Genomic DNA, 13,907 nt, shown 5'->3' with positions numbered 1-13,907 from the left:
AGAAGAACAAGAAATGCGAAAAGTGCCGTTCCCCGGCTAGGCTGGGGAACGGTTTGTTTTGGGGGCAGACTTTCAATCAGTTCAGTTTCTTGCGGCGGCCTCCAGCCCGGCTATGTCCAGCTTGACCATTTTCAGCATGGCTTCAGCCACCCGCTTCCTCTTTTCAGGATCAGGATTCTTCATCAGCTGGCCGAGCTGCTTCGGCACGATTTGCCAGCACAAGCCCCAGCGATCCCTCACCCAGCCGCATTGCTCGATGGTTCCTCCTTCGGCGAAGGCGTTCCAGAGATGGTCGATCTCCGCCTGGGTGTCGCATTCAACCATAATGGAGAAACTGTGGTTGAACGGGTCGAGCGGGCCAGCTTCGATCGCCATATAACTCTGGTCACTGAGCGTGAATTCCGCGATTTTGACGCTTCCGGCGGGGCCGCTTGGGCTGTCGGCGGGAAGGGCTGTGACCGAGTTCACCGACGAGCCGGGAATAAGCGTCGTATAGAGGCGCAGTGCTGCCTCCATGTCCTTTTCGAACCAGAGATGCTGAATAACATTCATGGGGCGTCCTTTCCTCTTGCTTGATTTCACGAAGTCAGCCGAGCGCAGCGCTCGACCCAAGGACGATACAAGATGGCGGATGCCGACTCCGGCGGCCTGCGATTGCCTAAAGTCGCGCGTGGCGATGCAAAGGACGTCTATTTTGAGCCACGCATCGTGCTTCTTTCGAAAATCGTTCTGGTCTGCAGCCGATGCGCCGGGGGAGCGCTTTTTTAACGGGCGGTGACTATTGTCTCCCTGGCAAAAAGGCGGGTTTGCATAGGGGGACCTCCGGGTGCTGTACAGAATGTCCGACAGGACTAGTGCTGAGCGCGCCGCGCCGCGGAAGGCACCGGCTTTCCTGAAGATGCCGCGCGGCGTTGTGATTGTCGGTGGAGCGCACGGAACGCTGGCTCTCGCGCGCAGCCTTGGCCGCCTCAACATTCCCGTATGGCTCGTCACGAACGACAACCCGCTGCCCGGCTGGTCGCGCTATGTGCACCGTATGCTTTCCTGGCCGGGAGCCAACGATCCCGGTGCTGTTGCATTCCTGCTGGAAATGGCGTTGAGGCATGGGTTGAGTGGCTTCCTGCTCGTGCCGGCGGCCGATGCGGATGTCCGCCTCGTCTCTCAGTCGGTGGACGCGCTTTCAGCTGCGTATCGGGTCATCCTTCCGGATTGGGAGCGGCTGAAATGGGTCTGCGAGAAGCCGCTTCTCTACCGCCGCGCTGCCGAGCTCGGAGTGGATTTTCCACCCACTTACGGGTTTTCCTCCCTTGAGGAAGCTTCCCAGGCCGATATCCGCTTTCCCGTGGTGCTCAAGCCGAATATGGGCGGGGGACACGACGAGTTCTCCCGCGCCAAGGTCATCCGCGCGGACGACAGGGAATTGTTCCTCACCGCCTACCGAACGGCGGCGGAGCAGATCGGCTTCGAGAATGTGGTGGTCCAGGAGCTGATCCCCGGAGGTGGTGAAAGCCAGTTCTCCTACGCGGCCCTCTGGAACGAGGGCAGGCCGGTCGCTGAATTCGCCGCACGGCGCCTTAGGCAGTTTCCGGTGGATTTCGGATATACGAGCACCTTCGTAAAGGTAGTGGAGGAGCCGCGTGTGATCGAAGCCGCGCGGCGCATCCTGAGTTCGATCGGCCATTGCGGGCTGGTCGAGGTGGAATTCAAATACGACGCGCGAGACGATAGGATGAGAGTGCTCGACGTTAACCCGCGGCCATGGTCCTGGTTCGGACTGACAGCCGCCGCGGGCGCGGATTTTGGCGCCATGCTCTGGAGCATGGGAATAGGCGAAGAGCCTGTGCCGGCCCGTGCACGGCCAAATGTTTCGTGGATGTACCTGCTGCGGGATCTGGTGACGGGCATAAAGCTGGTCTCGATGGGCCGGCTTTCCGCGGCCGAGTATCTTCGCTCCTTCTCCAGCGTTCGGACATGGGCAACATTTTCGCTACACGATCCCGTGCCGGCCTTGATCGATGTGCCGCTGACGGCGTGGCGCGTCATCACCCGGCGTATCCTGAAGATCCGTTGACGGGAGCCAATTCGCCTATGCCCGACCTTCCAGGGCAGCAAGCCCTGAAATACCTCATTATTCGAGCTGTGCTGAATGCCATCGCCTTTTCCGGGGCGCAGCGGCTATGGCCTTCGGCCGGTGGCAGGGGCGTTGTCTTCACGCTCCATCATGTCCGGCCGGCCAGCGGGCAGAGCTACGATCCGAACGCGCTTCTGTCGGTGACGCCGGATTTCCTCGATCTAGCAATCCAAGCGTCGATTGAGGCTGGCCTTGTGCCAGTTGCCGTGGATGACCTGCCGAAGCTTCTTTCTGATCCCGCGGACAGACGGCGCTTCGTAAGCTTCACGCTCGATGACGGCTACCGGAACAACGCCGAACATGCCGCGCCGGTGTTCCGCAGGCACGGCGTTCCCTACACGATCTTCATCACCAAGGGGTTTGTGGAGCGCACTCGCTCACTATGGTGGGAAACGGCCGCGGCGCTGACCGCGCAAGAGGAGCGCATCACCTTCGATTTCGGCCAGGGTACCGAGGAACTCGACCTTAAGACGGATCTACGGAAGCACGAAGCCTTTACGCGCTTCTCGGCATTCGTCGCCGGCGCGGATGAGGATGAGGCGGTGCGCCGGATCGACGATCTCGCGCGGCAACGCGGGATCGACCCGCTTGCCATTACCGCCGGCCTGACCATGGATGCAGAAGAGTTGCGCGACCTCGCTCGGGACCCGCTGGCTCGCTTTGGAGCGCACACGCTGACCCATGTGAATTTGCGCCGTGTGAGCCAGAAGAGGCTTGAAGAGGAGATCATCCGCTCGGCTGAGGCCGTCGAAGGCTATGTGGGACGATATCCGAACGCCTTTGCTTACCCGTACGGATTTGCCGCGGCGGTGGGCGACCGTGAGGTCGAGGCTACGGCAAAAGCAGGTTTTGCCGTCGCGGTGACGACACAGCCGGGCGTTCTGGGGCCGGATGTTCTGCGCCGGCCCACCGCCGTCGACCGCGTTTCCCTGAACGGCTTTTTCCAGAAGAAGCGCTATGTGGAGGCGCTTCTGTCCGGTCTTGCCTTCAAGCTGATTTGAGGCGGGTCTCCATCAAAAGCCCTTCCGCTTCCAGCACAGGATAGGCAATCGTGGCGAGCAGCGAATTGATCTGCTTCAGGTCACGGATTGTGTCGAGATGGATAGAGCTTGTCTCGACGCTTTGCTCCGAGCCCATGCGCAGGCGCTCGAAATGATGGTGGCTGAGTGTCTTCTCGATCTCCCGCATTCGATCTTTCTCGGCTACGAGGCGGCGGGCGGTCTCCGGATCACCTGTCACCAGGAGATTGAAGGCGAGTCGCGCGTTCGATAGCACGGCGGCGTGGAAGTTTGAGAGCTCAAGCCAGCCTTCGGGCGTGAATTCCACCTTGCGCTCCATCTTGCGCCTGGCATGTGCAAGCAGGTTGCGCACGATGATGTCCCCCACTTGCTCCAGTTTCACGCAGGCGCCGAGGAGATCCTGGCAGCGGCGCGTGTCTTCCGCGGACATGTCCTCTCGGCTGATCCGGGCCAGGTAAAGCTTGATCGCCGCATGGCGGCGGTCGAGCGTATCGTCAAGATCGGCGAGAGCTGTGATCGCCTGCTTGTCCGTGTCTTCATAAAGCGCGAGCGCGCGGCTGAGCATGAATTCGACCGTTTCGCACATGCGCACCGCCTCGCGCGTGACATTGGCGAGCGCCTGCTGGGGATTGTCGAGCGCGGTTTCATCGAGGGCACTGACTTCGCTCAATAGCGCGTCCTGCTTCTCCTCGGGCGTAAGGCCGGGAGAGAGGGAAACCAGTGCTTCCGTGGCCTTGAGCACCAGGCCAGATAACGGAATGCCGGCAATCAGAATCAACAAGTTGAAGGCGATGTGCGCATGCACGATCTGGTCTGCCGCGCTGTTGCCCAAAACCTCGGCAGACGGTTTGAAGAACAGGAAGGTGGCAAGCGCGACCACCGAGCCTGCGCCGCGCATGAGCAGATTGGCAAGCGGAACCACGCGAGCCTCAGGCGGCGAGGCGCGCGTCAGCATCGGCGCGATGAATGAACTGCCGAGATTTACCCCCAGCACCATCGCAATGCCGAGTTCCGCCGAGAGGATGCCGTTTGCGGCGAAGGTGGCAAGCAGGAGCACGGCGGCGATGCTGGAGTGAAAGAGATAAGTGACGATTCCCGCAAGCAGGAAAGCGGCGATCGGATCGCTGGAAAGATAGCCGACGATCAGCGGAGCGATTCGGCTTTCGCGCAGCGGCTGTGAAGCCTCACCCATCATCTCCAGGGAAAGCACGAGAAGACCAATGCCGATGAGAATGCGGCCAGCCTGCCGCCACGCCCGCCGCTCCGTGGCCATGAAGATCATCGTGCCGGCAACGAGGCAGATGGGGACGAGCAATCTAAGATCGAAGCTCAGGATCTTGACGACCAGGGCGGAGCCAACCTCGGCGCCACGCACGGCAAGAATGCCAGAGAGCCCGGTCACGATACCGGAACCAGCAAACGAGCCCACGAGCAGGGTGACAGCGGTGGAGCTTTGCAACGCCACCGCAAGGGCAAGTCCCGTGGCTGTGGCAAGCAGGGGATTGCCGAGCGTGCTGCGCAGCCGTCGCTTCAGCACATCCCCATAGGCCCGCTCCACGCCGGTGCGCACCATGTGCGTTGCCCAAAGCAGCAGAGCGACGGCGCCTGCCATATGCAGAAAGAAGACGGATCCGCTCATTTGCCACGTTCCCGGCTGCTGGAAGCCCACATCCTGGCAGAAATGATTTGCCGTCTCTTAAACGCCGATCGGCAAGGAAGGCTCCGCAGCTTGCGCGGCTCGTGCGCTTCTAGCGAAAGCCACCCTGCATCCGGCGCTGCGGCGCAGCCTCCCCCGAAAGAGAGGCTACAGGATGTCAAACATGCACGGGCGTAGGAAGTGTCTCATCCAGAGCGGAAGCCAGGTCGAGGATGCGCTGCAGCCCGGCGGCATGTCGGAAGCTCGGCTCGGTGGGCATCTTCAGCCGCACTGCGTTGACGAAGCGCTCGTAATTCGTCGCCACGGGCGCGGCTTCCATGTCACGCCACGTGGCCGTCTCGGCGTCCTCATCGAGGCAGACCCTGAGATGCGTTTCCTTGAGCGTGTGCTGCACCTCGATGCCGCCCTTTTCGCCATAGATCCGCACGCGCAGGTCATTGTGATGGCCCGTTGCCCAGCGCGTGGCGTGGATGACGCCGAGGGCTCCGTTGGAAAACCCCGCTGTCATGACAAAACTGTCATTGGCATCGAGAACATATTCGCCGATCCGGTCGCCGTCAGCCTTAGGGAAGGTCTTGAGGCGGCTTGTGATCGTCTCGATCTCGGTTGCCGCGCCATAGGAGGCGAAATCGAGGATGTGGATGCCGATATCGCCCAGCGTGCCGTTGGAGCCGTGCCCCTTGGAAAGACGCCACAGCCATTGCGGCCCGGTGCGCCAGTCCCCCCATGTCTTTGAAACGAGCCAGCTTTGCAGGTAGGAGGCTTCTATGTGCTTTACCTCGCCAATGCGGCCGGAAAGCACCAGCTCGCGCGCCGCGTGAAGCTCCGCAACATTTCGGTAGCTCAGATTGACCATCGCCACCACGCCTGCCTTTTCAGCCGCATCCGCCATCTCCGATGCTTCGGCGAAACTGGTGGCGAGCGGCTTTTCGCAAAGCACATGCTTGCCGGCGGCTATGCAGGCCAGGCTGGTCGTGTAATGGGCCGCATCGGGCGTCACATTGGTGACCGCGTCGAATTCGCCCCAGGCGAGCGCCTCGTCCACCGTGGCGAACTGGCGCTCGATCTTGTGCAGTTCGCAGAAGGCCTTGAGGCGCTCTGCATTCATATCGACACCGCCGACGATGTGCACGCCGGGAATGGCCGCAAATCGGTTGGCATGCTGATTGGCCATCTTGCCTGTGCCAAGTATGAGCAAACGCATAGGAAGTCGTCCTATCTGAAGCCGGCTTCGCCGGGCTTGTGCAATTTGGGCCCGCGCTCGGTGATGGGTTCGGGAGCTTTTTCCACCGGCACATTCGGCGCATCGTGAATGGCGGTGTAGGCCGGCGCGGGCGAATAGGCCCAGCGCACAGCGTTCCTCAGCACCTTGTGCACCATCGCGTCGTGATAGGTGGGATAAGCCTCGTGGCCGGGGCGGAAATAAAAGATATTGCCCGCGCCGCGGCGGTAAGTAAGGCCCGAGCGGAAAACCTCTCCTCCCTGAAACCAGGAGATGAAGACAGTCTCGAGCGGCTCCGGCACGGAGAATGGCTCCCCATACATCTCTTCTTGCTCCAGCTCGAAATACTGCGGAAGGCCTTGCGCGATCGGGTGGCCGGGATTGACCACCCAGACGCGCTCGCGCTCACCCGCCTCGCGCCACTTCAGCGCGCAGGGCGTACCCATCAGACGCTTGAAGATCTTGGAGAAATGCGCCGAGTGGAGCAGGATGAGGCCCATCCCTTCCCATACGCGCTTCGCCACGCGCTCGACGATCTCGTCCTCAACCTGGCGGTGGGCCTTGTGGCCCCACCAGACGAGCACATCAGTTTCCTTCAGCGCCTTCTCCGTCAGCCCGTGTTCCGGGTCCTGCAGGACGACTGTTTTGACCGACAGATCACCTTCGGCCCCAATGGCCCTGGCAATGGTCGTATGCATTCCTTCGGGATAGATCGAGCGCACGAGCTCGCTTTGCTGCTCGTGCACATTTTCACCCCACACCAATACGTTGATGCTCATGAGCACCCTTTTCTTCTTTTCTTTGGATCATGCGCGCAGGACACCCCGCCTTGGGTCCCTGAGCTCCTTCGTTCAAACGTGCCACCTGATGGAACGCGCCTGACTACAAACCCGGACGGAAAGCCTTGGGCTGGATCCTTGACTCTGGTGTGAATGAACCCGCCTTTTGGCACCCCGTGGTGCAGTGGTTCGGTCGGCAAATGCCGGACTTGCCTTGGTTTAAGACAGTCTCTTGTCGGCTCTCGGCCGAGGACACGCTGCGCCCCCGAATTTCGTTCTGTTCTCTTTCTGCTCCTCAGTCAAGGACGTTTCAAAGGCCGCGGCGAGGATGTTCCCACGCGTGTGATTCCTGCCACGCTTACGAAGCACACTAGCCGATAGACAGAAGCCGGTTGCCGCGCGCGGACGCTGGAAAAACACCCAATTTTGTCGAGATTGCGGGAAAGATCATGCTGAGCCAAAACATCGCAGCCGACGACCACGCCGGACAAGAGCGTTGCTACAGAGCGCGATGGAAAGCGCATCCCGCTTACGCTTTGCATCAATGTGCGGGCGTTCCGCCGCGCCGGACATCCTGCGAGACGGGCGAGAGCATGCGCGTAAGGGTGCCGTCCCGGCGCGCGAACTGATGGTAAAGGGCAGCGGTTGCGTGAAGGAAAGCCAGCACGCCCGAGCCATAAGCCAGATAGGCGTGAATGTTCGACCAAAGTGCTTCAGCCGCCTCTGAGCGCCTCAGCGGCAGGTCCGGCACAAGCACGAGATTGAAGGCGAAGCTCGGTATCATCAGCGGGGAGGTGGAGGCAACCGCCCAGCCGGTGAACGGCACGAAGATGGTCATGGCAATCAAAGTGGAATGAGTGAGGCTGGCGGCGATCGCTTCGAGGCGGGAGGTTCGCGGCACCGGCCGCGGCTTGGCGGCTGCGAGTGCCCAGGCAAGGCGGAGGAGCGCCAGAACCATGGTGAGGAAGCCCAGCGATTTGTGCCATTGGTAAAGATCGAACTGTAGCCGCGGATCGCCGGTGGTTATCTGCGTGAGATATCCGAGCCCGATCTGGCCGAGAAAGAGGATCGCGATGGTCCAGTGGAACAGGATTGCGATGAGGCCGTAGGAGTGGGGGCTGTTGCGCCACATCCCGGCATCTATCCAAGTTGCTCGTAAGCACGGGTCGCGATCTCCTTCAGCCGGTCACGCGGCAGGTCGCCCACCAGCGCGCAGCTTATCCCATCGTCGCTCCAGAAGAATGCCTCGAGCCGTTCGAGCTTGGCGTAGCGGAAGGCCGTTTCCCGATCGTCCTGCGTCGGGATGACGTAAAGCGTCAGCCTGCGGCCGGTCTCATCCTCGTACATGAACTGCGCGGCGGGTCCGCTCGAAGCGGGAAGCAGCCGCCCTCCGACCAACGTAAGACCGTCGGGCCGCAGGTCCGGCACGGTAATCGTGCGGTCCAGCCGCTTGGACAGCCAGGCCTGCAGATGGTCTGCCTCGTCAGCCCAGACCTCCACCGGATGGCGGACTTCGGCGGCGTAGACGCGGTGAGCTTCCAAAGCCTCGGCCACAAGCGTCGCCTGCACGGGAGCAGGGCCCCAGAGATCGCGGGCGAGCCAGCCTCCCGTGGCGCCTGCGGCCACGAGAAGGACGGCGGCAGCCGCCAAGCGGGTCCAATGCATGGTCCGGGCGCGGAATGCGTGCTCGATCCGGCGGGCGCTCAGGCGCGGAGGAACGGGTTCTGCCGCGACATGGCCATAGAGGGCGCGCAACGCCTCGTTCTGCCTGCGCCATGCCTCGACTTCTTCCGCTGCAGCGGGATCGGCGGCAAGATGTGCTTCGACCTCCTGGCGTTTCGGATCTACGAGGGCGCCGTCGGCGTAGGCGTGCAGGTCGTGCTCTGTGATCTTGCTTTCCCTGCGGCTCATTTCACGGACCTCAGTTTCGGCGCGCCCGCCTCCGTCAGACGCCTCAATGTTGCACGCGCCCGTCCCAAGCGCGACATAATGGTGCCCAGCGGAAGAGAAAGGACCTCCGCTGCCTCGGCATAGCTCATTTGCTCGACAGCCACGAGAAGAAGCACTTCCCTTTGCTCCGCCGGCAGCGACTGCATCGCCCGCGCTGTTTCGGCAAGCGCCAGCCGGCCCGATTGCGTATCGGGGCCCGGCGGGTCCGCCGCAAGCACGTCGAGAGGCAGATCAGGCGCATGCCTGCGCCGCCTCATATCGTTTCGGTAGAGATTGAGCAGGATACGGAACATCCAAGAGCGCAGGGAACCCGATGGTTTCCAGAGTGCGCGCTTGCGAATGGCGCGTTCGAGACAGTCCTGGACGAGATCATCCGCGTGATCTGCATCGTGCGTCAGAGCTCGGGCATAGCGCCTCAGCGCTGGCACGCATTCCTCGATCTCGTCCAGGATCTGCGACATGCCCTACTCTTTTGCGAGGTGCCAGACCCCGCCTACGCCGTCTCCCGTTACGTCACCCGGCTTTTTGTCGTTCTTCCAGAGGTAGAGCGGCATGCCTTTATAAGCCCATTGCATGCTGCCGTCCTTGCGCTGGACGAGCGTGAACTCTCCCTCGGCGGCTGCGCCGGATGCAGCGATAAGGGGCGGCCAATTCTCGGCGCAAGTGTCGTAGCAGTTTGTCACCCCTGCGGTATCCTTGTCGAAGATGTAGAGCGTCATGTCCTTGGCATCTGTAAGGATCTTGCCTCCGGCATTCTCCACGGATTTTATCGCTCCGCCCACATAATTCTCGGCGTAGGTGAAGGGCATCGTAGCCGCCAGCGCGGCGGCGACCAGGATTGGAATACGCATGTTTGAAACCTTCCTTTGTGAATGATGCGGGTTGACTGTCCGCAGGAAGAGAACAGTAGCGAAGGGGAATTTAATCCCCGCTTGCCGATAAAATTCGCAATTTTCCTATATCGGCTGCCCCTGAAGCATCATGTCGAAATGCACGATGTTCGAGTAGATCGGCGTGCCGACATCCATGCCATAGGGGGAACGGAACACTTCACCCACCACGCGGAAGGCGATGTCGCGCCCCTGGCGTCCCGCGAAACTTGCATGAAACGTCTCCCGGCGTGTAACGCCGCGCGCGGTAAGCGTTCCTTCGATGATGGCGCTGTTGGGGCCAGCGGGGCGGACACTGGTGGAGCGGAAGGTAATGCTCGGATGCGCGGCTGCGTCAAAGACGGCCTTCGAGCGCAGGAAATTCTCCACCCGCGATTCACCGGTCGCCACGCTCGCAGGCTCCAGCGTGATGGTGACGTTCGAACGCGCGATATCGTCGGGGTGAAGCTCGAAGGCGCCGGAAAAGCGTGAAAACCGGCCCCTGATCCCGCCGCCGCCTACCTGTCCGACGAAGAATGCGATTTCGGAAGAAGGTGCGATAGTATAGCGGCCGCGCAGTTCGGAGAGGGATTGCGCATGAGCGAGGCCGGCGCCGATCAGGATTGCTGCCGCTATCAGCAACGTCTTGAACATGGGTGTTCTCCAAAGGTCGGGAGGCGAGGCCTTAGATTGGAAGAACACCGCATTCCAGCGGATAATCCGGGGCGGCATATGTTTTTTAGCAAGTGGTGTTGCTCGGCGCCGCCTTCGCTCGATTTTGATAGCAAGCCCCATGCCTTTTCAAGGCTTTGGAAACTGTCTGCCATGTCCTTGTTTGACAGTGCCGGAGGGAAGTGAGAGCTTCGATCCGAAGGTCGCCGTGGCCGTTAAACGGCGCGGCGGTCCCGGCTGTTCGTCGGATAAAGGAGACTGCAATGGTTGGCACGGCGGATGTGGCTTCGGGTGGCCGTTCTGAACTTAGAACGCGCTGGGGTTGGGTAGTGGCGCTAGGCGTTATCTTCCTGATCGCGGGCGTCATTGCACTCGGCAGTGTAGTGACCGCCACGGTCGCGAGTGTGTTCGTGGTTGGCGTAATGATGACCCTTTCTGGAATTGCGGAGATCATCCATGGTTTCCAGATGAGGAGCTGGGGGCGCTTCTTCCTGTGGGTACTGATTGGCGCCCTTTATGTGGTGGCTGGCTTTATCGCCTTCTCAAATCCACTCTTGGCCTCCGTGGTCCTGACGCTCGTTCTGGGCATTGGGTTGATCGCGGCAGGAATCGTGCGCGGCGTTCTGGCAGCCCAGATGCGCGATGCGCCCGGTTGGGGCTGGATTCTCGTTTCGGCCGTCATAACGGTGATTGTCGGTCTCATAATTGTTGCCGGCTGGCCGGCGACGAGCCTTTTCGTGCTGGGTATCTTCCTGGGCGTCGATCTGATCTTTGCCGGCGTGGGCTGGATCGCTGCCGGGTTGGCGCTGCGCAACCCGTAATTCGGGAAGCTCCTGCCTCAGCGAGTATGATGCGGCAGGAGTGGAAGGAGCTGCCGCAGAATAGCGTCGATCTTCTCTGCGCAGTTGGCCGCGCTGGTCAGCGCCTCCTCGATCGTGTCCGTGCGCCGGTCTCCGATGGCGGCGGTATTGGTGATCGCGGAAATGCCGATGACGCGCAATCCGCCATGCACCGCCGCGATGACCTCCGTAACAGTCGACATCCCCACGGCGTCACATCCGGAAGCGCGTAAAAAGCGACGCTCGGCAAGCGTCTCCAGGGAAGGGCCGAGAATGCCTCCATAGATTCCCTTGTGGACTGGCTGGAGCGCTCGCTCTGCAGCTTCCTCTGCAAGATCGAGGAGGGCGGGATCATAGGCCCGCGACATATCGGGAAAGCGCAGGCCGATCTCGGGGCTGTTGGAGCCGACAAGCGGATTGAGGCCGGTGAAATTGAGGTGATCCTCAATCAGCATCACGTCCCCTGGCCGGTATGCCGGATGAAGGCCGCTGGCGGCATTTGTGACGATGAGGCTGGCGCTGCCAAGCCGCTTGAGGAGATAAGGACCAAGCGCGATGTCCTGCGGGCTGCGACCTTCATAGAGGTGAAGCCGGCCTTGCATCACCGCCACCCGCCTCCCGTGGAGAGTGCCAATGACGAGCTGTCCTTTATGCCCGGGGGCGGTTGGAACCGGAAAGGCTTCGATCTCGGTATATGGGATCACCTCCGCGTCGTCGACGGATTGAGCCAGATCCCCAAGACCGGAGCCCAGGATGATACCGACCTCGACCGGTGGGCCAGCCCGCGCGGCGATCGAGCCATCAGCGCGATTGAGCCGTTCGAGCAAGCTTTCTGGCATTGGCTCTTCTCCCCGGGAGATTACTTTCCAAGCTCTATGGAACGCTGCCGGGCCGCTTCCACGGCCTCGCCCAGGAGTCTTTGCAGCCGCTCTTCGCCCATCAGAACCTTCAGTGCGGCCGCGGTCGTTCCGTTGGGGCTTGTGACCTGCTCTCTAAGCATCCCTGGCTCCTCGCCGCTTTCCTTGGCAAGAACTGCCGCGCCATAGACCGTCTGCATGGCCAGCTGCTTTGCCGTTTGAGAGGGCAGGCCGGCTTGCTCGCCCGCCGCCGTGAGGCATTCGATGAAGTGGAAGACATAGGCCGGACCTGAGCCCGAAACAGCTGTTACGGTGTCCATGAGGCTCTCATCCTCGATTGTGGCGACCGCTCCGTTGGTGGCCAGGAGTTCGTTGACGAATTCCTTTGTCTGCGGGCGGACATTCCCATTCGAGACAATCACCAGCATGCCCTTCCCGATTGCAGCGGGCGTATTCGGCATGCAGCGGACAACGGCTGCGTTATGTCCCAACAGCTCTTCGAAGAGGGAAATCCCCGCGCCTGCGGCGACGCTCAGAAAGGTGGCGCCTGGCGCGAAGAAGCGATAATCGGGCACCACCTGATGAACCATCTGCGGCTTCACGGCAAAGATGACGAGATCCGCCTCCCTCCAGGGCAACGCATCTGGTTGAGCTGCGACGCTCACCCCACAATCGGCGGCACGGGCACGCAGCTCGTCGTTTGGTTCAACGACGCTGATATCGGCCGCGGAAAGCTTTCCCGCCGCGAGCCAGCCCTTCATCATGGCATAACCCATATTGCCGCAACCGACGAGAACGACTCGCTTGCCCATCAACACCTCCTATGCTGCTCAAGCAATGGCGCGTCGGGCCGCGCGATGCAACCATTTCGATGGAAACTCGCATCCCTCCCGCCGCCACAGGCTTGTTGAACGCTAACGGCTGCGGCAATAAGCGGGGCGACCATGCCGTTGCACGCGCGGGCTTTTGCCGCTTATGTGAGTAATGGGCAGCCGGAGGAGCGAGTTATCCATGGTGCAGATTATTGATGGAAAGGCCGTCGCTGCAACGATCCTGGAAAAGGTGACACGCGAAACTCAGGACCTCAAGGCAAATGGCGTTACGCCCGGCCTGGCGGTCGTGATCGTGGGCGAGGATCCTGCAAGCCAGGTCTATGTGGCCTCCAAGGGGCGGAAGGCAACCGAGTGCGGTTTTCACTCGGTACAGCATTCGCTGCCGGAGAACACCTCCGAAGAGGAGCTTGTTTCACTGGTGGAAGCCCTCAACCGCGATCCGGCAATTCACGGCATCCTCGTCCAGCTTCCGCTTCCCAAGCAGATCGATTCTGAACGCATTATCCACACGATCGCGCCGGAAAAGGATGTCGACGGCTTCCATATTCTGAATGTCGGCATGCTTGGCACCGGCGCGGTCACCAAGGCCCTGGTGCCCTGCACGCCAGCCGGTGCGATGCTTCTTATCGAGGGCGTGCGCGGCAAGGATCTTTCGGGACTGTCCGCCGTCGTCATCGGCCGCTCGAATATCGTGGGCAAGCCAATGGCCAATCTGCTGCTCGCCGCCAACGCCACGGTTACGATCGCGCACAGCCGAACCGCCGACCTGCCGGCGGCGTGCCGCGGCGCGGACATTCTGGTTGCGGCGGTTGGGCGGCCGGAAATGGTGAAGGGCGATTGGATCAAGCCCGGCGCTACCGTTATCGACGTCGGCGTAAGCCGGATTCCCGCGCCCGAAAAAGGCGAGGGCAAGATGAAGCTTGTTGGCGACGTGGCCTATGCCGAGGCGGAGAAGGTGGCCGGAGCTATCACGCCGGTGCCCGGAGGTGTAGGCCCGATGACCATCGCCATGCTGATGGCCAATACGTTGGCGGCAGCTTCGAAAGCTTCCGGTCGCGATTTGCCTGCATTCTGAAGCG

15 protein-coding genes are annotated in these 13,907 nt (G+C 61.4%); 4 read left to right on the top strand and 11 right to left on the bottom strand.

Going from position 1 to position 13,907, the window contains the following annotated elements:
- Positions 1–81 precede the first annotated feature (81 nt).
- Complete coding sequence (locus GNP00_RS06950) at positions 82–552, bottom strand: VOC family protein (RefSeq protein WP_011579486.1); 471 nt, start codon at positions 550–552, stop codon at positions 82–84.
- A 286-nt stretch (positions 553–838) separates the two neighbouring features.
- Between GNP00_RS06950 and GNP00_RS06945 the strand changes: the two genes are divergently transcribed.
- Both GNP00_RS06945 and GNP00_RS06940 read left to right on the top strand, forming a co-directional pair.
- Positions 839–2,071 carry a carboxylate--amine ligase gene (locus GNP00_RS06945; RefSeq protein ID WP_011579487.1) on the top strand — a complete coding sequence of 411 codons (1,233 nt, stop codon included), beginning with the start codon at positions 839–841 and terminating at the stop codon, positions 2,069–2,071.
- Positions 2,072–2,088: 17 nt separating this feature from the next.
- Positions 2,089–3,132: a polysaccharide deacetylase family protein gene (locus GNP00_RS06940; RefSeq protein ID WP_011579488.1), complete on the top strand. Its 1,044-nt coding sequence runs from the start codon at positions 2,089–2,091 to the stop codon at positions 3,130–3,132.
- On the opposite strand, the gene GNP00_RS06935 is transcribed toward GNP00_RS06940, so the two are convergent.
- From GNP00_RS06935 to GNP00_RS06900, 8 genes are all read right to left on the bottom strand, one after another.
- Positions 3,119–4,789, bottom strand: coding sequence for a Na/Pi cotransporter family protein (locus tag GNP00_RS06935; RefSeq protein WP_011579489.1), 1,671 nt, complete (start codon positions 4,787–4,789; stop codon positions 3,119–3,121). The two genes, GNP00_RS06940 and GNP00_RS06935, sit on opposite strands and share 14 nt — an antisense overlap.
- A gap of 175 nt (positions 4,790–4,964) precedes the next feature.
- Entirely contained in the window at positions 4,965–6,011 is a 1,047-nt protein-coding gene (locus tag GNP00_RS06930; RefSeq protein WP_011579490.1) for a Gfo/Idh/MocA family protein, read from the bottom strand.
- Positions 6,012–6,022: 11 nt separating this feature from the next.
- Positions 6,023–6,808, bottom strand: coding sequence for a ThuA domain-containing protein (locus GNP00_RS06925; RefSeq protein ID WP_011579491.1), 786 nt, complete (start codon positions 6,806–6,808; stop codon positions 6,023–6,025).
- A gap of 541 nt (positions 6,809–7,349) precedes the next feature.
- Positions 7,350–7,940: a cytochrome b gene (locus tag GNP00_RS06920; RefSeq protein ID WP_011579492.1), complete on the bottom strand. Its 591-nt coding sequence runs from the start codon at positions 7,938–7,940 to the stop codon at positions 7,350–7,352.
- A gap of 8 nt (positions 7,941–7,948) precedes the next feature.
- Positions 7,949–8,719 carry an anti-sigma factor family protein gene (locus GNP00_RS06915; RefSeq protein WP_011579493.1) on the bottom strand — a complete coding sequence of 257 codons (771 nt, stop codon included), beginning with the start codon at positions 8,717–8,719 and terminating at the stop codon, positions 7,949–7,951.
- Positions 8,716–9,219, bottom strand: a complete 504-nt coding sequence (locus GNP00_RS06910) for a sigma-70 family RNA polymerase sigma factor (RefSeq protein ID WP_011579494.1) — start codon at positions 9,217–9,219, stop codon at positions 8,716–8,718. Before GNP00_RS06910 ends, GNP00_RS06915 begins: the two co-directional genes overlap by 4 nt.
- 3 nt (positions 9,220–9,222) lie before the next feature.
- A complete protein-coding gene (locus tag GNP00_RS06905) occupies positions 9,223–9,609 on the bottom strand; it encodes a COG4315 family predicted lipoprotein (protein WP_011579495.1) in 387 nt (128 codons plus the stop codon).
- A gap of 105 nt (positions 9,610–9,714) precedes the next feature.
- Positions 9,715–10,281: a YceI family protein gene (locus tag GNP00_RS06900; protein ID WP_011579496.1), complete on the bottom strand. Its 567-nt coding sequence runs from the start codon at positions 10,279–10,281 to the stop codon at positions 9,715–9,717.
- A gap of 281 nt (positions 10,282–10,562) precedes the next feature.
- Between GNP00_RS06900 and GNP00_RS06895 the strand changes: the two genes are divergently transcribed.
- Entirely contained in the window at positions 10,563–11,120 is a 558-nt protein-coding gene (locus GNP00_RS06895; protein ID WP_011579497.1) for an HdeD family acid-resistance protein, read from the top strand.
- Between the two features lie 17 nt (positions 11,121–11,137).
- Here GNP00_RS06895 and GNP00_RS06890 read toward each other — a convergent pair whose 3' ends face one another.
- On the bottom strand, positions 11,138–11,977 hold the full coding sequence (locus GNP00_RS06890) for a purine-nucleoside phosphorylase (RefSeq protein WP_011579498.1): 840 nt from the start codon (positions 11,975–11,977) through the stop codon (positions 11,138–11,140).
- Positions 11,978–11,997: 20 nt separating this feature from the next.
- Positions 11,998–12,807 carry a pyrroline-5-carboxylate reductase gene (proC, locus tag GNP00_RS06885; RefSeq protein WP_011579499.1) on the bottom strand — a complete coding sequence of 270 codons (810 nt, stop codon included), beginning with the start codon at positions 12,805–12,807 and terminating at the stop codon, positions 11,998–12,000.
- Positions 12,808–13,006: 199 nt separating this feature from the next.
- Between proC and GNP00_RS06880 the strand changes: the two genes are divergently transcribed.
- Positions 13,007–13,903: a bifunctional methylenetetrahydrofolate dehydrogenase/methenyltetrahydrofolate cyclohydrolase gene (locus GNP00_RS06880; RefSeq protein WP_011579500.1), complete on the top strand. Its 897-nt coding sequence runs from the start codon at positions 13,007–13,009 to the stop codon at positions 13,901–13,903.
- Positions 13,904–13,907: the final 4 nt, after the last annotated feature.

Source organism: Chelativorans multitrophicus, assembly GCF_011317445.1.
GTDB classification, from domain to species: domain Bacteria; phylum Pseudomonadota; class Alphaproteobacteria; order Rhizobiales; family Rhizobiaceae; genus Chelativorans; species Chelativorans multitrophicus.
The sequence above is the reverse complement of the archived record's forward strand: the minus strand, read 5'-3'. Positions and strand labels throughout refer to the sequence as shown.

Coding starts and splice junctions, on each gene's coding strand:
- GNP00_RS06940 (WP_011579488.1), top strand. CDS start 2,089: ATGCCCGACCTTCCAGGGCAGCAAGCCCTGAAATACCTCATTATTCGA.
- proC (WP_011579499.1), bottom strand. CDS start 12,807: ATGGGCAAGCGAGTCGTTCTCGTCGGTTGCGGCAATATGGGTTATGCC.
- GNP00_RS06890 (WP_011579498.1), bottom strand. CDS start 11,977: ATGCCAGAAAGCTTGCTCGAACGGCTCAATCGCGCTGATGGCTCGATC.
- GNP00_RS06915 (WP_011579493.1), bottom strand. CDS start 8,719: ATGAGCCGCAGGGAAAGCAAGATCACAGAGCACGACCTGCACGCCTAC.
- GNP00_RS06910 (WP_011579494.1), bottom strand. CDS start 9,219: ATGTCGCAGATCCTGGACGAGATCGAGGAATGCGTGCCAGCGCTGAGG.
- GNP00_RS06900 (WP_011579496.1), bottom strand. CDS start 10,281: ATGTTCAAGACGTTGCTGATAGCGGCAGCAATCCTGATCGGCGCCGGC.
- GNP00_RS06930 (WP_011579490.1), bottom strand. CDS start 6,011: ATGCGTTTGCTCATACTTGGCACAGGCAAGATGGCCAATCAGCATGCC.
- GNP00_RS06895 (WP_011579497.1), top strand. CDS start 10,563: ATGGTTGGCACGGCGGATGTGGCTTCGGGTGGCCGTTCTGAACTTAGA.
- GNP00_RS06925 (WP_011579491.1), bottom strand. CDS start 6,808: ATGAGCATCAACGTATTGGTGTGGGGTGAAAATGTGCACGAGCAGCAA.
- GNP00_RS06945 (WP_011579487.1), top strand. CDS start 839: ATGTCCGACAGGACTAGTGCTGAGCGCGCCGCGCCGCGGAAGGCACCG.
- GNP00_RS06905 (WP_011579495.1), bottom strand. CDS start 9,609: ATGCGTATTCCAATCCTGGTCGCCGCCGCGCTGGCGGCTACGATGCCC.
- GNP00_RS06880 (WP_011579500.1), top strand. CDS start 13,007: ATGGTGCAGATTATTGATGGAAAGGCCGTCGCTGCAACGATCCTGGAA.
- GNP00_RS06950 (WP_011579486.1), bottom strand. CDS start 552: ATGAATGTTATTCAGCATCTCTGGTTCGAAAAGGACATGGAGGCAGCA.
- GNP00_RS06935 (WP_011579489.1), bottom strand. CDS start 4,789: ATGAGCGGATCCGTCTTCTTTCTGCATATGGCAGGCGCCGTCGCTCTG.
- GNP00_RS06920 (WP_011579492.1), bottom strand. CDS start 7,940: ATGTGGCGCAACAGCCCCCACTCCTACGGCCTCATCGCAATCCTGTTC.